A 20,984-nucleotide genomic window follows, 5' to 3' on the forward strand; every position below is an offset into this window, starting at 1 on the left:
GTCGCGTCGATGTGGTCAATCGACGGTTTCACCGACCAAGGGCGTGGCCAGCATGGACGGGCGTTGCAGAAAGGCGCGATACCATGCCGATAGATGCGGTCGTCCGTGTTCAAATGCCGGCAGCTCGCGAAACGCGAGCCAACTCAGCGCCGTAGCTACCGCAATCGCGCCAATATCAATGACGCGGGTTTCCGCGACGGTGCGGCTGGCGCATTCCCGCTCAAGAAAATCGTACGAGGCAACCAGCTTCTCGATCTGGCCGTCGCGCATCGCGGGGTAGCGATAGGGCGCGGGCCTGCGCACGGTTTCGTGGCGCACGCTGATGCCAGCCTCGCACATGCCTTGCGCCAGTGCCTGCCATTGCAGGCTGCGCCAGCGCGACGTCGGTGCGGCGGGAATCATCTTCGGCCCCTCATGCAGGCTGTCGAGGTATTCGCAGATGACGCTGGAGTCGAACAGCGCGCTGCCATCGTCGCGGACCAGCACGGGCACCTTGCCCAGCGGGTTCAGCTGAAACACCTCTTCATTGCGCAGGGTCGGGCTGGTCTCGTGGTGGATCACTTCGAGGCGATCGGCCATGCCCACTTCGTGGGCCATGACCAGCACCTTGCGCGCGTACGGGGAATGCGTCTGATAGAGAAGTTTCATGGGGCCCGGTCGTGGTTGGCTGGTTGGCTGCGATGCGCATCGCCGGCGCCCGAGGGCGAGCGATGGACCAGCATTTTGCCGAGGCGTCGCGCGGGGTAGCCGCGTATTTGTCTACCTTGCCGTTGCCTGGACGCATTTTTTCGCTTATCTATGCGGCATGACGACAAACTACGTGCTGGACGATTTCGATCGCGAGATCCTTCGCCGCGTGCAGCGGGATGCGCGGGTTACCGGCGAGGAGATTGGCGCGGACATCGGCCTGTCCGCCGCGGCGGTGCAGCGTCGACTCAAGCATCTGCGCAAGCTGGGGGTGATCACGGCCGAAGTGGCGCTGGTGAACCCGGCGGCCGTGGGCCAGGCGATGAGCTTCATCGTCGGCGTGGAGCTGGAGCGCGAGCGGGTGGACATGCTCGATGCGTTCCGCGTGGCCGCGCGCGCCGACCCCAATGTGCAGCAGTGCTACTACGTCACCGGCGAAGCCGACTTCGTGTTGTTCGTCACCGCCAGGGACATGGACGACTTCGAGGCATTTACGCGTCGCCTGCTGTTCGACAACGCGAATATCCGGCGCTTCACCACCAACGTGGTGATGGCGCGCGACAAGGTCGGGAGCGTGGTACCCGTCTAGCCACGCGCGGAACGCTGCACCCTGCCTGGCCGTGACGACTCGTCAGGGCGTGCGCGGTTTGGCCTTGGCGCGCTTCCTGGTACTTGCCGCTCGGGGCGCATCCTTGGCTGACTGGGCACGGGCGTCGTGCAGGCGCTCTATCCACGACAAGTCATCGACGTACGCCAGGAAGTGCTGCAGATACACCGGTGACAGTTCGCGCATGAGCGCGATCGCGCGGTGGGCAAGGGCGCCCGAGTTGAGCGGGCCTGCGTTCACGGGTACCGGCGTGAGCGACTGCCGCAGGTGGCTGTCCGTACGCAGCCTGGACCAGAGTTTTCGAAACGCGTCGAGCGCCGCCAATTCCGGATACGAAACGGGCAGGTCTTCGCCCGGCGTCGTCGGGCGACTGGCCAGGTGATCGACCAGTGCGCCTAGCGCTCCAACCGCGGGCTCACCGCACGACGTCGCCTTGCTCGTCGTCACTTCGACGAGATCGGCGGCATAGCCGTCCAGCAGTTTGGACAGTCGCTCGTCCAGCAGGCGTCGCACCTCGCCGTCGTGGCTGGCCGCGCGCCGCTCCAGTGCCACCATGAACTGGAAGCGCAGCGGATCCAGGCGATCGGCCTGCTGTTCGCGCCACGCATCCAACAGCGTGCCGGCGCGTGTTCCGCTAGGGCTCATGCGCCGTCACCGTGGTCGTCGATGGCTTCGGCACGGGTGCTATCTCCACCCGGCGGTTCCTGGCCCTGCCTTCGTCATCGGCATTGGAGCTGACCGGCTGCTCGGCCCCGAACGCTGCCGCAAATACCGAAGACGAGGAGACCCCGTCCGCGATCAAGGCGCGCGTCACCGTCAACGCGCGCTCGGCCGACAGTTCCCAGTTGTCGGCGAACTGGCGGTTGCCGTCGCGTACCTGTTGGTCGTCGGTGAAGCCGCTCACCATGAGGATTTCGTCGCGGGACTGCAGATAGTTGGCAAGCGGACCCGCCAGGCTCTTCAATACCTCGCGTCCCTCCGGCTGGAGCTGATCGGAATTCAGCGCGAACAACACGCTGCCGCGAATACCGATGCGTCCGTTGACCAGGGTCACGCGGCCCGCCGCCAGCGGGCCCGCAAGGGCCTGCTCCAGCGTCATGCGCCGCTGCGCCTCGGCCTGGCGCTGCTTGACCTCTTCATCCAGTCGGCTGGAGAGTTGCAGTTGCACGCCGATCACGCCGACCAGGATCAGCACGAACGCACCAAGCAATACCGACATCAAGTCGCCGAAGGCGGCCCAGATGGGTGCCGTCGACTCTGCTTCGACGTCAATCTCGTCGTTCATGCCGCTTCGATCTCGGCCGCCGCCCGTTGCCCGGCAAGCTGCTGTAGTTCCTCGATGATCTGCTGCTGCGAGAGCATGCTGAGGTCGATGACCTCCCGCGCCTGCGCCACGTAATACGCCAGCTGTTCGTCACTGCGTGCGAGCGAGTTGTCCAGCGCGCTGGCGACCTGCTGCAAGCGCTCCATCAAGGCCTCGTTGGACTGGCCGAACAGTTGTACCGCGACGCCGAAGGCATCGCCCAGGCTCGCCACTTCGATGGCACTGCCGGTGACCTGGGCGGCCACCGCGCCGAGCTTGCCGGTCTCGGCTTCGATATGGTCGCTGAAGCGGGTGCTGACGCGGTCCAGCAGATCCGCCGAGGTGGTGACCAAGGCATCGACCGCGGTCCGCTGCTCGGTGGACGCATGGTTCACGGCATCGAGCAGGGTTTCCACGGTGGCCAGCAGTCGGCTGCGCTCGTCCAGCATCGCGGTGTCGCGCACCATGCTGTCGGAGAGCTTCTGGCGCAGCTCGGCAATGACTTCGGCCGCCGCCTTGGGCGCTTCGGATGCCGCTTGCACGAGACGGGAGATCTCGCTGATCGTGTCGCTGGCATGTGCCCGCGACTGGGCGGCGATGTCGTGCGACGTTTGCGCGAGCGTGTCGCAAATCGCCTGTTGCTGGCCCGCGGCGTGTTCGCCTGCCTGCTGCCACTGCGCGCCCAAGGCGTCCGTCATCGAGGCGAATGCCGCGGCCCAGCTGGTCAGGCGGCTTTCATCACGCGATTCGAGTGCCGCCTGCAGGTCCGCATGCGATTGCTGCACGACGCGCACCAGCGACGCCGCATGCTCCTCGAACGTGCTGGCGGCAACGGCCAACGCTTGTTGGTTACGAGCGGCCAACGCTTCATTGACCGCATCCTGCCGCGACAGCGCCTGGTTCCACGCGTCCGCCGCGCTGCTCGCGCTACTGTCGAGTCGCGTCGCGACGCCATCCAGCAGACCGGCCGAGCTTTGCTCGAAGGTCTCGCTAAAGCGCTCCAGGGTGATGCGCAGATCCTGCGCAAGCGCCTCGTTCGATTGCCGCTGCGCGACCAGGGCCTGGTTCCAGATGTCCGCCACCGTCGTGGTGGTCGTCGCGAAGCCAGCCGACAGCCCCTCGAGTTGCCGCTGCACGGCCTGCGCGACGGCGTCGTGCAGCGCCGCGGTTTCGCGCGCGAGGCCGGCCATGGTGGACTCGACGACCGGTTGCAGCGCCGAACTCGCGGCGCGGGCGCTCTCGGCCACGCTGGATTGCAACGACTGCTCCACCGAGGCGGCGAGGCGCGTGTAGACGGTCTCGGTGTTGGCATGGAAGGCCGCCTGGCTGGTGGCCTGCCGTTCGCCCGCGGCCACACTGTGCTGCTCGATGGTCGCCATCATTGTCTGCAGGCGATCGATCAGCGCAGGCATCGCTTCGGTCTGCTGTTGCAGCAGCTTGAACGCCTGCTCGCGCTGATGGCTCTGCGAGAAGCCACGCAAGCTGGTGGCGATCTTCACGTCCAGCAGTTGCACGGCGTGCAGGCGCTCGCGCCTGCACAGGGCCGAGAGAAGCCCGAGCATGGCCGAGGTGGCTACGCCCGCAATCGAGGTGCCGAATGCAAATCCCAGCCCCTTCACCGGAGCGGCGAGCGAGCCGCGGATCGCCTGCAGGTCCGTTGCGCTTTCCAGCGCCATGCCGGTGCCCCTGAGCGTGGCCATCATGCCCAGCAGCGTGCCCAGCATGCCCAGCAAGACCAGCAAGCCGACCAGATACGGCGTCAGCGCCGGCGCCGGCATCGCCACGCGCTCACCCTCGATGCGCAGGCGCGTCGCGTTGCGCAGGCTGGGATGCAGGCGTTCGAGCCAGTCACCCAGGCTGGCGGGTGCGGCGGACAAGCCAGTGACGGCCTGATGCAGCGTGGTGGTGGCTTGGCGATAGCGATACAGCTCGAGCGCACCGGCGACGTAGCAGACGCCGATCAAGCCGGCGACGGCCGCGCCCAGCGGATTCGAGCCGACGTAGCCCGCGCCGATCCAGCACACGGCCGCCAGGCCAACAGAGAACACCGCGAGGTTGAGAAGATTTCTGAACATGACGACCCAGTTAGCGGGTGCGAAGCGCTGCAAGCAGGCCTTCGACCGGTTGAAAACGAACATCCAGTTCGGCGAGCAACACGCTCTGCATATCCTTGCGAAACACGTCCAGCCATGCGCCCGGCATGGCCGTTGAGGTGGTTTCCACGGCCGCTGCGTCGGCCAGAGCGATCTGCTCGGCCTGGCGCAGGCGTTCGAAGTGTTCCCCGAGTAAGGCGGGCACGCTGGCCAGCAGCGTTTGCTCGCGCGGACTCAGCGCCAGCTCCATCACGGCATCGACTTCCGCCAGCCGGGCCAGCTCGGCCGATTGCTGGGCGAGCCGGTCCCGCAGACGGCCGCGCAAGTTGCCGGTGGCGGCCTGCATCGTCCGCTGCAGCTGGAGATAGCGCTGGCGAAACACGGTGTAATCGACGGCCCCATCAGCGTCTTCAGCGGCAGACGCGCGCCGAGTCGCGCGCCGGGCTGAGACGGTCGCTTCAGGCTTGCTGGCAATCGCCTCCGCCAACGACGCGCGGAGGCGCGCGCACTCGTCTTCCTCCGAGCTGGCCACGGTGGGCATCTCGGCGGGCGCCGCCGAGGGCTTGCCGTCCAGCGCCGTGGACAGCGCGAGGGCATGCTTCCAGTCGAGCCACTGGCTCAAGCGGTCGGACAGCGATGCGTTCGATTGTGGGGCGTCAACGTCGCTGAGACGAGCAAGTAAGCGGATGAACGTTGGGCCGCGGACCATCGTCCGTCGAGGAGCTTGCACGATTCTGCTGGCTAAAAAACGACCATTTTACACGCGAATGGCGACAGAGCCCGCTGCGTGTCGATCAGCGGGCTGGCGCGGCGGCTGGACCCGCTCGCGGCGGGGCGTGGCCGGGCGTCATGGCGGACCTCAGACCTCGACGTCGTCTTCGCTGCCGTCATCGAGGGCAGGCAGGGCATCGCCCAATAGCTGCTGCGCGGCGTCGTCGGACAGGGTTTCCACGCCGCGCAGCTTGCGCTCGATCGCACGCGTGCGCTGGCCGGCGCTGTCGATGCTGTTGCGCACGGTGTCGAGTTGCTTGCGCGTCTTGTCGAGCACCGCGCCGAACTTGCCGAACTCGCTCTTGACCGCACCTAGCAGGGTCCACACTTCGCTGCTGCGCTTGGCGATCGCCAGCGTGCGGAAACCCATTTGCAGGCTGTTGAGCAAGGCGGTGAGCGTGGTCGGGCCGGCGACCGTCACGTGGTGATCGCGTTGCAGCGTCTCGAACAGGCCGGGGCGGCGGATCACTTCGGCGTACAGGCCCTCGGTGGGCAGGAACAGCACGGCAAAATCGGTGGTATGCGGTGGCGCCACGTACTTGCTGCGGATGCGCTTGGCTTCCTCGCGCACGCGCGTTTCCAGCGCGCGGCCGGCGATGGCGGCGGCCTCGGCATCCGCCGCCTCCTGGGCGTCGAGCAGGCGCTGGTAGTCCTCGATCGGGAATTTCGCGTCGATGGGCAGGTAGAGCGCTTCCTCATCGCCCGGGCCGGGCATGCGCACGGCGAATTCCACGCGCTCGTTGCTGCCCGGCACGGTGGCGACATTCGACTCGTACTGCTCCATGGTGAGCATTTGCTCGAGCAGGGCGCCGAGCTGGACTTCACCGAGGATGCCGCGCGTTTTCACATTGGTCAGCACGCGCTTCAGATCGCCCACCCCGGTGGCCAGGTTCTGCATCTCGCCGAGCCCGCGCTGTACCTGTTCCAGTCGTTCGGACACCAGGGCGAACGACTGGCCGAGCCGCGTTTCCAGGGTGTTCTGTAGCTTTTCGTCCACCGTGGCACGCATTTGTTCCAGCTTGGCGGCGTTGTCGTCCTGGATCGCCTGGAGCTTGGTTTCCAACGTGGCGCGCACTTCGTTGAGGCGCTTCTCGTTGTCCGCGGTGAGCGCGGCGAGGCGCTGTTGCTGCTGCTCGCCGAGGCGGTTGAGCGTGAGCGTGAGTTCCTCGCGGCTGCGGCGCGCGTCTTCGGTCAGCCGCTGTGCCAGCGTTTGCAGGCCGGTATCGGTGCGTTCGGTGAGCACATCGAGCCGTTGGCCGAAGTGGCCAATGCGTTCGTGCTGCTGCTCGCTCATGCCGCCCAACTGTTCCTGCAGCAGGCCCCGGAAGTGACCCAGCGACTGCGTCAGCTCGCCGCGTCCCGCGCGCTGTTCCTGTGCCAGGGCTTCGCGCAGATGGCGGTTGTCGTCCTTCAGGGCGTCCAGGCGTGCGGTCAGGCCGCCATCGCCACGCCCGCGCTGCAGTTGCAGGGTTTGCAGCACGATCAGCACCAGCACGGCGATGACGAGGACAATCAACAGGATTTCAGAAGCGGACATAACGTTCCCAAACAGCACTGGCTGGCAAGTGTACGCGCTGGCGTCTCAGAATCCGGGACGTCATCCCTGGGGGAAACGACGCTGATCAACGCTCAGAGCTTGAACGCGCCCTGGTCGTAGGCCTTGGCATAGGTTTTCCAGTCGCGCCGCACCTGCTTGGTCGCCTCTTTCGCCAGCGTCCGTAGTTGCGCGGGCCAGCGACGTTTTTCGCTGAACGCGATCAGCTCGTCGGTAGTGGCCGAGCCCTGGCGCCCACTGCTGCGCAGCTGGGACCACGCGGTAAGTTTGCCCATTGCGTCCAGCACGCCTTCGAGGCGTTCCAGTTTGCCATCCCACTCGGTGAGCGCGACGCGGTCCTGGGTGGGCTGCAAGCCACGCAAGATATACGATTTGCGCCCCATGTTGACGGCCCGGAAGAACGCTGGCGAGATGGCCTGCATGCGCCGCTGCACGCTGACCACGCGTTCGGCTTCGCTGTCCCACTTCGGTTGGGCGATGCTCAGGTGAGGCACCAGGGACGACGGCACGGCCTGCTTGAGATCGAGCAGGTAGTTGCCATCGGGTGAACCCTTGCCTTCGACCAGGATGGTATAGCGATCGGTGCCGAGGCTGCCGGTGCCGGCAATGCGGCGTGCCACGTCGAGGACGCGATAGAACTTTGGATCGTCCTCTTTCTTGCTGATCCGCTTGATCAGCGCCGTGACTTTCTCGCGCTGCTTGTCGGTCACCGGGAGGGCCCGTTTGCCATCGAGGCGCAACTTGCGTTGCTTGCCCTTGCGCTCGGTGCGGCTGTCGAGAAAGTGGGGGCGCAGACGCCCGCGCAGGCTGCCCAACAGGTCACCTACCATGCCTGTCGCGGTGTCGCGCTCGATCCAGCGCGCCTTGCCGACGCGCAGGGCAGCGACGTACGAGGTCATGAACTGCCCGCACAGACGATCGGCCTGTTCGGCGTTCAGCTGCAGGCTGTCGGCAGCGATATGCACGCTGCTGAGCAGTCGGATCAACTCCCAGGTACAGGGTGCGAGCGCCGCCTCGTCGAAATCATTGAGGTCGAAATAGACGAGTCGGTTGTCGCCCTTGTAGCTGCCCATGTTTTCCAGGTGCAGATCGCCGCAGACCCAGGTCGGCGGCGCCTTGGCCAGCACCTTGGAGTCCGGCAGGCGCGCATAGAACAGATGGCAGGTGCCGCGCAGGAAGGAGAATGGGTCGTGGCGCATGGCGGAGTACTTGCGTGCAAGCCGCTCCGGGTCGCGCTTGGCGTTGTAGCTGCGGATGGACTCGACGACATCGATCATGGCCCGCTCTCCTTCAGGGACTTACATCACGCGGCAGAACACCGCCTTCAAGTAACGGCCTTCCGGCACATCGCTGCGGAACGGATGGTCGGCGCCGGCGCCAGCCACATGCAGCACCTGGATCTCGCGCCCGGCATTGAGCGCCACGCGACGCAACATCTCCAGGAAGTCCGCTTCGCTCACCAGTCCGGTGCACGAACAGGTCAGCAAGAGGCCGCCCGGCGGGATCACGTCGAGCGCCAGGCGATTCATGGCGAAGTACTTCTTCAGCGCGTCCATGATCTTGCTGCGGTCGCGCGTGAGCTTGGCCGGGTCCAGCACGACCGCGTCGTACTGCTCGCCCTGCGCCACGGCATTGCGCAGCCAGTCGAAGATGTCGGCTTGCTCGAAGCGTGCGGCGACGTCATTGGCCGCGGCATTGGCGCGGGCGATCTCCAGGATGCCTGCATCCATGTCCACGCCCACGGCCTCGCTGGCACCGGCGGCCAGGGCGTGCACCGCGAAGCCGCCGGCGTTGCAGCACAGGTCGAGCACGCGCCGGCCCTTGGCCAGTCGCGCAAAGTGATGGCGGTTCTCGCGCTGGTCGGCAAAAAAGCCGGTCTTGTGGCCATAGCCCGGCGCCGCGTGGAAACGCAGGCCGTGCTCGTGCACTTCGACCGGCTCCGGCGCATCGGCCGAGCGGCAGTCGAACGACTCCTGCTTCTGCACATGGCTCTCGGCGAACCAGTACAGCCTTGCGCCGGGGAAGTGGCGCAGCAGCGCGTTATGGATCGCTTCGCGGAAGCGCCACATGCCGGCCGCGAAGTATTCGATCACCAGGATGTCCGCATAGCGGTCGACCACCAGGCCGGACAGGCCATCGCCCTCGCTGTGCACCACGCGCCAGGCGTCGCTCACCCGATCGAGCTGCAGCAGCTCCTGGCGCAGCGCGACGGCGTGGTCGATGCGTGCGGCGATCCAGTCGGCGTCGATGGCCTCGGCCGGGTCGGTGGTCAGCAGTCGCAGCGCGATGCGCGCGTGGCCATTCCAGAAGCCGCGGCCGATGAAGCGTCCCTTCGCATCCACCACGTCGACCACGCTGCCGGGCGGCAGGCGGGTTTCGGGTTTGTGCACCTGGGCGGACCACACCCAGGGATGGCCGGGGGCGCGGTCGGTCTTCAGACGGATGATGGGGAGGGAGGCATCAGGGGTACTCATTCGCCCATGATAACCGCTGCGGGAGGCCAGCCCCGATCCGCGGCTGGTCTAGCGCAGGCGCAAGGCCAGCCAGGACAGCAGGGCGAGCAGGTTGATGCCGATGCGCGACAGGCCAGGGCCGGCCACCGCCAGCACGAAACCCTCGCTGCCAAAATGCCAGTCCAGGCCCAGGCGGACGGGCAGATGCAGGGTGGCATAGACGTTCACGAACGCGCCGCAGTGCAGGGCATAGCTCAGGATCGGCGTGGCAATCAGCGGCAGCTGCAGCAGCTGGGCCCAGCTGGAGAACGCCACGCCGCGCTCGCTGCCTTCCAGCAGCATCACGCCAGCGATCAGCACGAAGCCGTACAGCAACAGTCCGATAACGGCGAGCAGCGATTCATGGGTGGAACCGAGCGGGAACAGGCGCCTCGCCATGTTGACCACGCCGTAGAAGCCGCCGGCCACTTCGAGGATGCCGATCAGTCGGAAGAGGAAGTTGCGCACGTGCCGGCCCTGAGTCGAAAGCGGCGAGCTTACTTGCTTCCTCTCCCCTTCGGGGAGAGGACCGAGGTGAGCCCCGAACAGGGGGTAAAGGGCGGGTGCGTGCGGGAAAGCTTCGACGAGGCTCACATTAGCCTTGGCGTTATCGCTCGACTGACCCCTCATCCCAACCAGTCCCCTCTGGGAAGAGGGGGCAGTCCCTCAATCACAACGCCTCGGCCAGCTCATGCAGGTCGGTGATGTGCTGCTCCCACCAGCGTGCCTCGGCGGCGAACGGAAACGCGGCAGGGAAGGCCGGGTCGTGCCAGCGGGCGGCGATCCAGCCGGCATAGTGCAGCTGGCGCATCGCGCGCAGGGCGGGCACCAGGGCCAGTTCGCTGAAGTCGAAGTCGCGCATCTGCTGGTAGCCGTCGAGCAAGGCGTTCATGGCCGACTCGTCATGGGCCAGCATCCACAGGTCCTGCACGGCAGGGCCCATACGGGCGTCGTCGAGATCGACGAAATGTGGCCCGCCGTCCGTCCACAGCACATTGCCAGGGTGGCAGTCGCCGTGCAGGCGCAACTGGCGCACCGGCCCCACGGTCTCCATGCGCGCAGCGACGGCGCTGTCCACGCGCTCGGCCGCAGCGCGATAAGCCGCGTGCAGCGCGGGTGGCAGCAGGGTCGAGGCGAGCACGGCCTGCATGGGTTGCTCGATCAGCGTGGCGCGATCGATGAGGCCTCGATGCACGAAGGACTGCCGCGCGCCCACGCCATGGATGCGTGCGATCAGGCGGCCCAGCCATTCCAGCTGTTCGTTCGATTCCAGCGATGGCGCGCGTCCGCCGCGCCGCGGTGTGAGCGCGTAGCGAAAACCGTCGTGATGCAGCAAGGTGCGCCCGCCGAACACCAGCGGCGCCACCACGGGCAGCTCGTCGGCGGCCAGTTCCAGTGCGAAAGCGTGTTCTTCCAGGATCGCCGCATCGCTCCAGCGATACGGGCGATAGAACTTGGCAATGACCGGCGCGGCGTCATCCAGGCCCACCTGCCATACGCGGTTCTCGTAACTATTGAGGGCGAGCAGGCGCCCATCAGGCCATAGCCCGCAGGCGGTAACCGCATCGAGCACGCGATCGGGATCGAGCGTGGCGTAGGGAGCTTCAGCGCTCAACGCGGTGCCACGGCGCGGGCGGGAATCACCGCCATGGTGATGCGCGAGATGCACACCAGCTCACCGCCCTCGTTCTCGATGCGGATTTCCCATACCTGGGTGGTGCGGCCCAGGTGCACCACGCGGGCGGTGCCGGTCACCGTGCCGCTGCGCACGCCGCGCACATGGTTGGCATTGATATCCAGGCCTACGGCCAGTTCCTGCGCCGGGTCGAGCGTCAGCATGGCGCCCATGCTGCCGAGGGTTTCGGCCAGCACCACCGACGCGCCACCATGCAGCAGGCCGTACGGCTGGTGGGTGCGATGATCGACCGGCATGGTGCCGCGCAGCCAGTCATCACCGATCTCGGTGAAGCGCATGCCGAGCGTCTCCATCATGGTGTTGGCGCTCCAGTCGTTGATGCGCTCGAGCGAAGGTTCTTGCTTCCAGATGGCCATGGCCGTTGATTCTTGGGGGTGGGGCCCGCATTGTCGGTCGACTACCGTGGCCGCGACAATGTGCGGCGGCACCCGCCGATCCAGCAGAGCAGCCCATTGTTTACCGTTACCCTCCAATCTTCCGATCGCCATTTCCCGGTCGCGCCGGGCGAAAGCGTGCTGGAAGCCGCGCAGCGCGCCGGCATCGCCTTGCCGTACTCCTGCCGTGCCGGCGTCTGCGGCAGCTGCAAGGCCAGCTTGCTGAGCGGGCATTGCGTTTATCCGCGCAACCCGCCCGTGGCGCTGAGCGGCACCGCACCGTCCCAGCACGCCATTCTGCTGTGCCAGGCGGTGCCGACCGAAGACCTGCTGATCGAGGCGCGTGAAGTCACCTCGGTCGAGGACATCATCCGCCGCCAGCTCGATGTCGTGGTGACGCGCAAATGGAAGTTGGCGCCCGACGTGGTCGGCCTGCAGCTGCAGCCCGCTGCAGGGAAGGCCCGCCTGCAATGGCTGCCCGGCCAGTATCTCGACGTGCTGCTCGACGACGGACGGCGTCGTCCGTTCTCCATCGCCAATCATCCGCAGGCGGATGGCGCCATCGAGCTGCACGTGCGGCACGTGGCCGGTGGTGGCTTTACCTCATGGGTGAACGATGGCTTGCAGCTGGGTGATGCGCTGCGCATCGAAGGCCCGTTGGGCACCTTCGTGCCGCGCGAGGACTCGGAACGACCGATGATCTTCATGGCCGGCGGCACCGGTTTTGCGCCGGTCAAGGCCATCGTCGAACACTTCATCGCGCTGGGTACGCGGCGCCCGATGCACGTGTATTGGGGCGCCCGCAGCGCGGCGGACCTGTATCTGCGCGAGATGGCCGAAGCCTGGTCGCGCCAGGCGCACGACCTCAGGTTCCAGGCCGTGCTGTCCGACCCGGAGCAGGCAGCAGGCAGCGGCCTGCGCATGGGACTGGTGCACGAAGCGGTGCTGGAGGATCAGCCCGATCTGTCCGGGCTCGATGTTTATATGAGTGGCCCGCCCGCGATGATCGATGCCGGTCGCAAGCTGTTCATCGACGCAGGCCTGTCCGAAAGCCGCCTCTATTACGACTCCTTCGACTATGCGCCGGATGTGTTGGCGCAGATTCTCTCGGGGCGCGCCGGCATAGCCGGCTTGTAAGCCGCGTGCGGGCGCCTTATCTCGGGGAGACCCCACCGCGGAGCACGCCCATGGCCAGGCATCATCGTTATCGCGTCACCGTCGAGCACCTCGCGCCTGCGAAAGAAGGCGATGCGCTGCATGCGCCCCTGCAGTTCGAGGCGACCAACCATGACGAGATCCTGGCCATCGCCGATCGTCTACGCACGCGGCTGGACTATGGCGACGACGAGGCCGCCCAGCTGGCGATAGGCCTGAAACTCTTTGGCGAAGTCATGCTGAAGCACCGCGAGGATGCGCTGTTTGCGCCATTGCGCGAGAGCTTCAGGGCATTCATCGGCGGCCTGAAGCAGCTGCCGGAACGCGAGGGCTGAGCGCCCCCGCGTGATGATTCAGCCGGGCCTTTACGGGTTCTTGCCCTTGGCCACCGGCAGCTGCGCCTGCTGCCATGCCAGTACGCCACCACCCAGGGTGTAGACCTTGGCGAAACCGGCCTTGACCAGGCGCTGTGCCGCCTTGCTGCTGGCGCCGCGGCCGTCCTTGTCGATCAGCACCACCGGTACGTCCTTGGCCTTGGCCAAGTCCTTGTGCTCGGGATCGAACTGGCTCATCGCCACATGGCGCGAGCCCGGCACATGTGCCTTCTCGTAGTCCGCATACGCCGACAAATCCACCATCAGCGGGCCCTCGCGGTTGATCAGCAGGGTCAGGCCGGCCGGCGTGAGTTCCTTGTACTTGCGGAACAGCGTGAGGATTTCCATCACGATGATCGCCAGCAGCAGGATCAGGAACAGCGCGGCGAGCGCGAGATGGTTGCCGATGAACTCGGGCAGCTTGTGCAGTACATCGCTCATTCGAAAGCTTCCGCAGGCGCGGCCACGGCCGCGCGGATTGAATAGAACGGGCGATTATACGGGCAGAACATCCCCAGGACTTATTGGTGGCTGATATCCGGCAGGCCGCTGACCAGCCACCAGTGCTTGGTTTCGGGGTCGTAGCGCCATTTCTGTTGGTCGACCACGGTGCGCTCGACCTGGGTGTGGATGTTCACCATGTTGATCTGGACGACCTGGGTGACTTCGTTCTCGGCGCCGGGCGCGGCACCCTTGCCCTCGTCGTAGCCGGTGACCTTGTACATGTCATAGCGCGCCATTTCGAGCGACGACGGTGGATGGGCCTCGCGGACCTTCGGATCGACAAACTGGTACGCCGAGGCGAAGTCGCCCCAGCGCACGACGCTCGCGTAAGCCGTAAGCGTGTTGGTAAGGGAATAGTTGCGCTGGTCGCTTTTGCAACCGCCGATGAGCAGCGCGGCAAGCGCAGTGAGCAGGATCAGGATACGGCGCATCAAGGCTTCCCCCAGGACAGTGGGTGCATTGTGCCGCAATCCCGGAGGCTCTTCATACGGCGTCGGCCGGCCGCCGCTTGGCCACAAAACGTGCTGCGAGCGTCGCCGCCGGGCGGTCGCCGGTGCCGGGCACGTGGCAGCTCACCTCGATGCGGGCGCGGCCGCGCGCGGCCAGGGTATCGAAGAAGGTGGCCCAGTTCGCGCCATCGGCCAGTCGCGCCTCGCTGTGGAAATCCGACCATACCGGCTCGAGATAGCGCACCGTCGACTCGCCCACGAACACATCGCAGTCCAGCCCGCGCATGCGCAGCTCCAACTCGACCAGGCCCCAGCCGGTAATCGTCATCACGCTGACCAGGCTGCCGCCGAAGGCGCAGCCCTTGTCGTTGACGTTGGGCACCAGCGGGGCGGCGATGGCCAGGTGCTGCTCATCGCAGCCCTGGAATTGCAGGTCCATGTTCATTGCCAGCGGGATTTCATCGCGTATGAAGCCGACCAGCTTGCGGGCCACGGTTTGTCGTTCGTTACTGCTCATCGGTATCGGGTGGGCTCAGGGGAACGCCTAGTGTACCCACCCCAGCGAAAGCATCCCCAGGGTCGCGCGGCCGCTACACTGCCCAGGCTTTCCAGGGAGGTGGCCATGAGCGTGCGACAGTCGACTTCGGAGCCCGCGCTGGGCGGGCACACGGTGGTCATCACGCGCCCAGCGGGTACCGGTTCGTCCATGGCGCGCCAGGTGCGCCGCTTTGGCGGGGTGCCGTTCCTGCTGCCGGGATTGTCGCTGCGCGAGGTGGCTGACCCTGCGCAGGCTGCCGTAGCGCTGGCCGCAGCGCTCCAAGACGACCTGCTGGTGTTCACCAGCCCCGCGGCGGTGCGCTTCGCCACCCGCCTGGCGTCGCTCCGTACGCATGCGACTGTGCTGGCGGTGGGACAGGGCACCGCGCGCGCGCTGCGTTTGCATGGGGTGAGCGAGCCATTCGCGCCGACGCAGCGGCAGGACAGCGAGGGGCTGCTGGATCATCCAGCCCTCGCTGATCTGCGCGGCAAGCGCGTCGCCTTGATTGGTGCGGCGGGTGGCCGCGGCGTGCTCCGCACCGAACTCGCGGCACGGGCTGCGCAATTGCGCGAGGTTCATGTGTACCGGCGTGCGGCGCCCCGCTGGCAGAAGCGTCAGCTCGGCGCGGTCGCAGCCTTGCCGGCCGATGCGCGCGTGCTGCTGTCTAGCGCCGAGGCGCTGGGCTGTTTGCGTGATGGCTTGCCCGCGAAGGCTTACGCGGCGCTGAGCAGTGCCATTGCGGTGGTCAGTAGCGAGCGGCTGGCCGAGGTTGCCCGCGAGGCGGGCTTCAAGCGCGTGGTGGTGGCTGCGTCGGCGATGGCAGCGGACCTGCTGGAAGCGGCGGCGCGCTGAGGGTTCGGCGCATGCCTTGCAAGGCTGCGCCAAGGCCACGAGTTTGTCGATCGACGACACGCGGTACGTCGATATGGACTCGCGCCTTCACGAACACTTGATTCGAGTCCCGCATCCCAGGCTGTTAGCATGTCGCGCATGAGCCAAGACGACTCCATCCCCAGCCACAGCGCGTCCGCAGGCCCTGCCGCGCCATCCTCGTCCTCCCGCGCCACGCGCGCCACGGCACCTGCACGCGGCGGCGGCACCCTCGCGGTCGCCCTGCTGCTTTCGCTGGTGGCGGTGGGTGGTGCCGGCTACGTCGGTTGGCGCCAGTGGCAGCAGGAGCAGGGCCGTGCGGCGGGCAGTGAAGCGATCGCTGGCATGAAGCAGCGCCTGGACAGCCTGGAAAGCGCCTTCACGGCAAGCGACAGCGAACGCAACTTGTTGCGCCAGCGCCTCGGCGATGCGGACCAGGTCAATCGTTCGCTGCGCGAGGAATTGCTGAGCCAGGCCGAGCGCACGCGCAACCTCGAGGATGCGGTGACCAAGCTCTCGGAAAAGACGCTTTCGGCCCATGACGCCATGCTGCTCGATGAAACCGAATCGCTGTTGCGCATGGCGAAGGAGCGTTACGAGTTGTTCCACGATGCACAGGGCGCGGCGGCGGCGTATGCGATTGCCGACCAGACCCTGGCGGCGGTGGACGATGGTGCGTTTTCCGGCCTGCGCCAGAGCATCGCTGCCGAACGCGAGGCGCTGGCGAAGAGTCAGCCGGTCAGTGTGAGCGCCTCGCTGGGGGCCTTGACCAGCCTGCGCGCGGCCATGACCGACCTGCCGCTCAGGCCACTGGATACACCCGCGTCGGGTTCGAGCAGCGGAAGCTGGACGCGCATCGTTGCCGCGCTCAATAACGTCGTGAAGGTGCAACGGACCAATGGTGCGCCCTTGTCGGTGGCGGACGCGCGGTTTGCACGCGAGCTGGCGGGGATCGATCTGGCCCAGGCCCAGGCAGCGCTGCTCGCGTCCGATCACGATGCCTATGTCGCTGCGCTCAAGCGCGCCGATGCGGGCATTGCTGCCCAGTTCGACGAGAAGTCACCTGCGGTGAAGCAGGCGCGCGAGCAACTGGCGAGCCTGATCGCGCAACAGCCGACCACGCCGGTGCAACTGGGCGCCGCGTTGAGCGAATTGCGCAACCTGCGTTCGGTACACGCGCTGAAGCCCGCCAGCGGCACCAGCGCGCCGGCCGGGGCCAAGCCATGAAGTTGTGGCGCTGGATCCTGCTGCTGGTGATCCTGGCGGCGCTCGCTGCATTCGGTTGGCATTGGGTGGCGGAAGACCCAGGCTACGTGATGGTGCAGTTGCGCGGCTGGCAGGCGGAAACCACCGTCGTCGCCGCGGTGGTCAGCTTGCTGGTAGCGTGGGGATTGCTGAGTGCGCTGTGGTTCCTGCTGCGCTGGCCGTTCGGTGCGTTTTCGCGCCGGCATCGCCGCATCAGCCGCCATCGCATGCGCGAAGGCCTGATAGCCCTGATGGAAGGCCGTCACGGCGATGCCGAGCGCGACCTGCATCGGGCCTCGCGACTGGACGCCTTGCGTGCACCGGCCCTGCTCGCTGCCGCCGAGGCCGCGTCCCGCCGCGGCGAGAACAGCCGTGCACTGGCCACGCTGGACGAGGCGGGCCAGGTCGCGCCGCGCGCCGCCCGCGTGCTGCGGGCCCGGGTGCTTCGACGCGACGGCAAGGCGGCAGAAGCGGTGAATCTGCTGGCCCCCGAAGCCGACAATGGCAATCTCACCCCGGGTGGCTGGCGCGAGCTGGCGCTGGCATCGCTGGCCAGCGGCGACACGCGGCGCGCCCGCCAGGCCCTGGAGCCGCTGCAGAAGAGCGGTGCGTTTGGCATCCGTGGCTTCGCCGCGCTCGAGGGACAGGTGCTTGCCGCCTCCCTGCGCGCGGCGCCGGATGCAGCAGCGCTCAATACCTTGTGGTCGCAACTGCCCAAGGCACAGCGACGAGTACCTGCGGCGATCGACGCGTATGCGCGTCGCGCGGCCGGCTTCGGCATGGTCTTGCCGGCGATGGACGAAGTCGAATCCGCGCTGCGTCGTGAATGGTCGCCGCTGCTGATCGAAACCTATGGCGCCCTGGGTGGCGACGACCTGGAAGCGCGCCTGCGTCGCGCCGAGTCCTGGCTGGATGCGCATCCCAACGATGCCGCGCTCCTGCTCACGCTCGGTCGCATGTGTGCGCGACTGAAACTATGGGGCAAGGCCACGTCCTTCCTGCAACGTTCGCTGGCGCTGTCACCGACGAGTGCTGCGTGGGAAGCGCTTGGTGATGTGCATGCCGGCCAGGACGATGCGGCGCTGGCCCAGCGCTGCTATCGCAATGCCTTGGCGCTGGCGCGCGGCGAATCGATCGAACCGCTGCCGCAGGACGGACGCTCCACCAGGTTGGACACGCGTCCCATCGCGGTGGAAGAACGCAGCGAGCACGGCGTGCCGCGGCTGCCCGAGTAAGGTCACCAAGGAGCCTGTTCAAAGGCTCCACAGCGCCAAGTGTCTGCAGCGCTTACGATGTGTTTGGGGCCCTTCCTCCTAGTCATCCCAGCGAAGGCTGGGGTCCCGCGACTTGCTCTGCTTTACCGCAACCCATCACCGTGCCAAAGGCACTGTATCCCTGCTTGACCAGCCGTTCGGCTGTTGAGAGCCGCTGAGATGACGGTACTAGGCATCAGACGCACGCGGGCGCATCCAGCGCGCCTGCAGGCGCTCGCCAATGCCCACGATCACCAGTGCGCAAGCGATGCCGAGCGCCACTTCGCCGATGCGGGTGAGCGCGATGATCCAGAACGTCCCGGTATGCGGCACCAGCATCACGATGGTGGTGGTGCTGCCGCTGAGCCGCCCGGCGCTGCCGACGCCGAACAACCAGCAGGCGGTGATGGCAACCACGATGGCTGCTGCGTAGGCCAGATAGGTTTCGCCGCCGATCAAGGTGGCGCCCAGGCCCGCGATACCACCGACCAGGGCGCCGATGATCTGGTCGCGCGACGAGGCACGGGTATCGAGATAGTTCTGCTGGGTCACCGCGATGCTGGTCAGTGCGGCCCAGAAAGCCTGCTGGGTATGCAGCAGCAAGCCGAGGCCGTAGGCCGAACTGGCGGCGATCAGTGCGAGCAAGGCCAGCCACAGGCCCTGCACCGCCCGGTGTGTCCACGGCAGGCGACGATAAATCGTCGCCACGCCTTCCTGAAAGCCCAGCAGTTGGCGCAGATTTTCGCGCAGGGACAGGTTGTCGCTCATGGTCACTCCGTGCCGCGCATGGATGGCAAGGTGGCTACACCGGCGTCAGGTTGGCATACGCGTAGACCAGCCACTTGCTGCCGCTGCTGGAGAAATTCACCTGGATGCGCGTATGCGCGCCGCTGCCTTCCGCGCTGACCACTACGCCTTCGCCGAAGCTGGGATGGCTGACGCGCTGGCCCAGTTGCAGCGGCATGCTTTCCTGCAGCGAGCTGGACGCCGCGCCGGGTCGTGCGCCGTACAGCGGGCGACTCACCTGCACGCGCGGACGCACTTCGTCGATCAGCTCCGGGGGAATCTCGGCGAGAAAGCGCGAAGGACGCGCCAGCATCTCGGTGCCGTGCATGCGGCGTGATTCGGCATGGGTAATGAACAACCGTTCGCGCGCGCGGGTGATGCCCACGTAGGCGAGGCGGCGTTCTTCCTCCAGGCGACCCTCGTCTTCCACCGAGCGCTGGCTGGGGAACAGGCCTTCCTCCATGCCGACCAGGAACACGATCGGAAACTCCAGGCCCTTGGCCGAATGCAGCGTCATCAGTTGCACGCAGTCATCCCAGGCTTCGCCCTGGCCCTCGCCGGCTTCCAGCGCGGCATGCGAGAGGAAGGCGGACAGTTCGCTCAGGCCGGCGTCGATATCGTCCTGGGTGAGCTCGAAACGACTGGCCACGTTGACCAGTTCGTCCAGGTTCTCCACGCGTGACTCGGCGTTGCCGCGGCTGTCCTTCTCGTAGAAGTCGCGCAGGCCGGTCTGGGTGATGGCGTGATCGATCTGCTCGGCCAGTGCCAGTGCATCGCCGACGCCGGTGCCGGCAAACGCGCGGGCCATGTCGTCGATCAGTACCAGGAAAGCCTTGACCGCATTCTTGGCGCGGCCAGCCAGTTCCTGGCCGCCGCCGAGTTCGCCCAGCGTGGCTTCCCACATCGAACTGTTTTCGGCGCGGGCGCGTCGACGCAGCACGTCGAGCGTGCGGTCGCCGATGCCGCGCGGCGGGGTGTTCACCGCGCGCTCGAACGCGGCATCGTCATGGCGATTGGACGACAGGCGCAGGTAGGCCAGTGCGTCCTTGATTTCCGCGCGGTCGAAGAAGCGCTGGCCGCCATAGACGCGGAAGCGGATATCGCGCTGCATCAGCTGTTCCTCGAAATTGCGCGACTGCGCATTCGAGCGATACAGGATGGCGCAATCGCGCGCATCGCCGTGTTCGGCAATGTACTCGCGGATGCGCTCGACCACGAAGCGCGCCTCGTCCTGCTCGTTGTACGCCGCATACAGGGCGATGCGCTCGCCTTCGCCGCCATCGGTCCACAGCTGCTTGCCGAGGCGGCCGCCATTGCGCGCGATCACGCTGTTGGCGGCCTTCAGGATGGTCGAGGTGGAGCGGTAGTTCTGTTCCAGCTTGATCGTCTTCGAGCCGGGGAAATCGCGCAGGAATTGCTGCACGTTTTCCACCTTGGCGCCGCGCCAGCCGTAGATGGCCTGGTCGTCGTCGCCGACCACGAAGACCTGGCCGGTGTTGCCGGCAAGTACGCGGATCCAGGCGTACTGCAGCGAGTTGGTGTCCTGGAATTCGTCGATCAGCAGATAGCGCCAGCGTTCGCGGTAGTGCTCGAGTACTTGCGGGTTGCGCAGCCACAGTTCGTGTGCACGCAGCAGCAGCTCGGCGAAATCGACCAGGCCGGCGCGGCGGCAGGCATCCTCGTAGGCCTGGTAGATCTGCACCAGGGTACGTGTCATCGGGTGATCGCGATGCTCGACATTGTCCGGTCGCTTGCCTTCGTCCTTCCAGCTGTTGATCTGCCAGGTCGCCTGGCGCGGCGGGAAGCGCGACTCGTCCAGCCCCAGTCCGGTGATCACCCGCTTGACGATGCGCTGCTGGTCGTCCGCGTCGAGTATCTGGAAACCCTCGGGCAGCCCTGCCTCGCGCCAGTGACGGCGCAGCAGGCGATGAGCGATGCCGTGGAAGGTGCCCACGGTGAGGCCTTGCGTACCGCCAGGGATCAGTTGATCCAGGCGCGCGCGCATCTCGCCGGCGGCCTTGTTGGTGAAGGTGACGGCAAGAATCGCCCACGGCGGCACCTGCTCAACCTGGGTGAGCCAGCCAATCCGGTGCGTGAGCACGCGGGTCTTGCCGGAGCCGGCGCCGGCGAGCACGAGGTAATGGCCGGGCGGGGCGCAGACCGCTTCGCGCTGCGCGTCGTTGAGCTTGTCGATCAGGTGCGAGACATCCATCCGGAGCATTGTACCGGGGT

The 20,984-nt window shown here is 66.7% G+C and carries 22 protein-coding genes; 6 read left to right on the top strand and 16 right to left on the bottom strand.

Going from position 1 to position 20,984, the window contains the following annotated elements:
* Positions 1 to 15: 15 nt before the first annotated feature.
* On the bottom strand, positions 16 to 648 hold the full coding sequence (locus OUZ49_RS12185) for a glutathione S-transferase family protein (RefSeq protein ID WP_266150689.1): 633 nt from the start codon (positions 646 to 648) through the stop codon (positions 16 to 18).
* 157 nt (positions 649 to 805) lie between these two features.
* Here OUZ49_RS12185 and OUZ49_RS12190 point away from each other — a divergent pair, with 157 nt between their 5' ends.
* Positions 806 to 1,276 (top strand): Lrp/AsnC family transcriptional regulator, encoded by a 471-nt coding sequence (locus tag OUZ49_RS12190; RefSeq protein WP_266150690.1) that lies wholly within the window; start codon positions 806 to 808, stop codon positions 1,274 to 1,276.
* 42 nt (positions 1,277 to 1,318) lie between these two features.
* On the opposite strand, the gene OUZ49_RS12195 is transcribed toward OUZ49_RS12190, so the two are convergent.
* The 10 genes from OUZ49_RS12195 to OUZ49_RS12240 form a co-directional block, all read right to left on the bottom strand.
* On the bottom strand, positions 1,319 to 1,939 hold the full coding sequence (locus OUZ49_RS12195) for a DUF2894 domain-containing protein (protein WP_266150691.1): 621 nt from the start codon (positions 1,937 to 1,939) through the stop codon (positions 1,319 to 1,321).
* On the bottom strand, positions 1,929 to 2,579 hold the full coding sequence (locus tag OUZ49_RS12200) for an OmpA family protein (RefSeq protein WP_266150692.1): 651 nt from the start codon (positions 2,577 to 2,579) through the stop codon (positions 1,929 to 1,931). The genes OUZ49_RS12195 and OUZ49_RS12200 overlap by 11 nt, the downstream gene beginning before the upstream one ends.
* Positions 2,576 to 4,672: a DUF802 domain-containing protein gene (locus tag OUZ49_RS12205; protein WP_266150693.1), complete on the bottom strand. Its 2,097-nt coding sequence runs from the start codon at positions 4,670 to 4,672 to the stop codon at positions 2,576 to 2,578. The genes OUZ49_RS12200 and OUZ49_RS12205 overlap by 4 nt, the downstream gene beginning before the upstream one ends.
* 10 nt (positions 4,673 to 4,682) lie before the next feature.
* Positions 4,683 to 5,399, bottom strand: coding sequence for a DUF3348 domain-containing protein (locus OUZ49_RS12210; protein ID WP_266150694.1), 717 nt, complete (start codon positions 5,397 to 5,399; stop codon positions 4,683 to 4,685).
* Positions 5,400 to 5,549: 150 nt separating this feature from the next.
* Positions 5,550 to 6,998, bottom strand: coding sequence for a DNA recombination protein RmuC (locus OUZ49_RS12215; RefSeq protein ID WP_266150695.1), 1,449 nt, complete (start codon positions 6,996 to 6,998; stop codon positions 5,550 to 5,552).
* 92 nt (positions 6,999 to 7,090) lie between these two features.
* Positions 7,091 to 8,293 carry a DUF2252 domain-containing protein gene (locus OUZ49_RS12220; RefSeq protein ID WP_266150696.1) on the bottom strand — a complete coding sequence of 401 codons (1,203 nt, stop codon included), beginning with the start codon at positions 8,291 to 8,293 and terminating at the stop codon, positions 7,091 to 7,093.
* Positions 8,294 to 8,314: 21 nt separating this feature from the next.
* Entirely contained in the window at positions 8,315 to 9,490 is a 1,176-nt protein-coding gene (locus OUZ49_RS12225) for a class I SAM-dependent rRNA methyltransferase (protein ID WP_266150697.1), read from the bottom strand.
* Positions 9,491 to 9,538: 48 nt separating this feature from the next.
* A complete protein-coding gene (locus OUZ49_RS12230; RefSeq protein WP_266150698.1) occupies positions 9,539 to 9,976 on the bottom strand; it encodes a hypothetical protein in 438 nt (145 codons plus the stop codon).
* 202 nt (positions 9,977 to 10,178) lie between these two features.
* On the bottom strand, positions 10,179 to 11,123 hold the full coding sequence (locus OUZ49_RS12235; protein ID WP_266150699.1) for a serine/threonine protein kinase: 945 nt from the start codon (positions 11,121 to 11,123) through the stop codon (positions 10,179 to 10,181).
* Entirely contained in the window at positions 11,120 to 11,560 is a 441-nt protein-coding gene (locus OUZ49_RS12240; RefSeq protein WP_266150700.1) for a hotdog fold thioesterase, read from the bottom strand. The genes OUZ49_RS12235 and OUZ49_RS12240 overlap by 4 nt, the downstream gene beginning before the upstream one ends.
* Positions 11,561 to 11,656: 96 nt before the next feature.
* Here OUZ49_RS12240 and OUZ49_RS12245 point away from each other — a divergent pair, with 96 nt between their 5' ends.
* Positions 11,657 to 12,715 carry a 2Fe-2S iron-sulfur cluster-binding protein gene (locus OUZ49_RS12245; protein ID WP_266150808.1) on the top strand — a complete coding sequence of 353 codons (1,059 nt, stop codon included), beginning with the start codon at positions 11,657 to 11,659 and terminating at the stop codon, positions 12,713 to 12,715.
* A 50-nt stretch (positions 12,716 to 12,765) separates the two neighbouring features.
* Complete coding sequence (locus OUZ49_RS12250) at positions 12,766 to 13,068, top strand: DUF3861 domain-containing protein (RefSeq protein ID WP_266150701.1); 303 nt, start codon at positions 12,766 to 12,768, stop codon at positions 13,066 to 13,068.
* 30 nt (positions 13,069 to 13,098) lie between these two features.
* On the opposite strand, the gene OUZ49_RS12255 is transcribed toward OUZ49_RS12250, so the two are convergent.
* From OUZ49_RS12255 to OUZ49_RS12265, 3 genes are all read right to left on the bottom strand, one after another.
* Positions 13,099 to 13,548, bottom strand: coding sequence for a rhodanese-like domain-containing protein (locus OUZ49_RS12255; protein WP_266150702.1), 450 nt, complete (start codon positions 13,546 to 13,548; stop codon positions 13,099 to 13,101).
* An 80-nt stretch (positions 13,549 to 13,628) separates the two neighbouring features.
* Entirely contained in the window at positions 13,629 to 14,042 is a 414-nt protein-coding gene (locus OUZ49_RS12260) for a hypothetical protein (protein ID WP_266150703.1), read from the bottom strand.
* Between the two features lie 52 nt (positions 14,043 to 14,094).
* Complete coding sequence (locus OUZ49_RS12265) at positions 14,095 to 14,577, bottom strand: YiiD C-terminal domain-containing protein (RefSeq protein WP_266150704.1); 483 nt, start codon at positions 14,575 to 14,577, stop codon at positions 14,095 to 14,097.
* Positions 14,578 to 14,682: 105 nt separating this feature from the next.
* Here OUZ49_RS12265 and OUZ49_RS12270 point away from each other — a divergent pair, with 105 nt between their 5' ends.
* From OUZ49_RS12270 to OUZ49_RS12280, 3 genes are all read left to right on the top strand, one after another.
* A complete protein-coding gene (locus OUZ49_RS12270) occupies positions 14,683 to 15,450 on the top strand; it encodes a uroporphyrinogen-III synthase (RefSeq protein ID WP_266150705.1) in 768 nt (255 codons plus the stop codon).
* A gap of 138 nt (positions 15,451 to 15,588) precedes the next feature.
* The gene (locus OUZ49_RS12275; protein ID WP_266150706.1) at positions 15,589 to 16,695 is read left to right on the top strand and encodes a uroporphyrinogen-III C-methyltransferase; all 1,107 of its coding nucleotides are present in this window, start codon (positions 15,589 to 15,591) and stop codon (positions 16,693 to 16,695) included.
* Complete coding sequence (locus OUZ49_RS12280) at positions 16,692 to 17,948, top strand: heme biosynthesis protein HemY (protein WP_266150708.1); 1,257 nt, start codon at positions 16,692 to 16,694, stop codon at positions 17,946 to 17,948. Before OUZ49_RS12275 ends, OUZ49_RS12280 begins: the two co-directional genes overlap by 4 nt.
* 207 nt (positions 17,949 to 18,155) lie before the next feature.
* Here the strand turns inward: OUZ49_RS12280 and OUZ49_RS12285 are convergent, their stop codons facing one another.
* Entirely contained in the window at positions 18,156 to 18,734 is a 579-nt protein-coding gene (locus OUZ49_RS12285; RefSeq protein WP_266150709.1) for an FUSC family protein, read from the bottom strand.
* 34 nt (positions 18,735 to 18,768) lie between these two features.
* Positions 18,769 to 20,964, bottom strand: a complete 2,196-nt coding sequence (uvrD, locus tag OUZ49_RS12290; protein ID WP_266150710.1) for a DNA helicase II — start codon at positions 20,962 to 20,964, stop codon at positions 18,769 to 18,771.
* Between the last annotated feature and the right edge of the window lie 20 nt (positions 20,965 to 20,984).

The sequence above is a fragment of the Dyella halodurans genome (assembly GCF_026283925.1).
Classification (GTDB): domain Bacteria; phylum Pseudomonadota; class Gammaproteobacteria; order Xanthomonadales; family Rhodanobacteraceae; genus Dyella; species Dyella halodurans.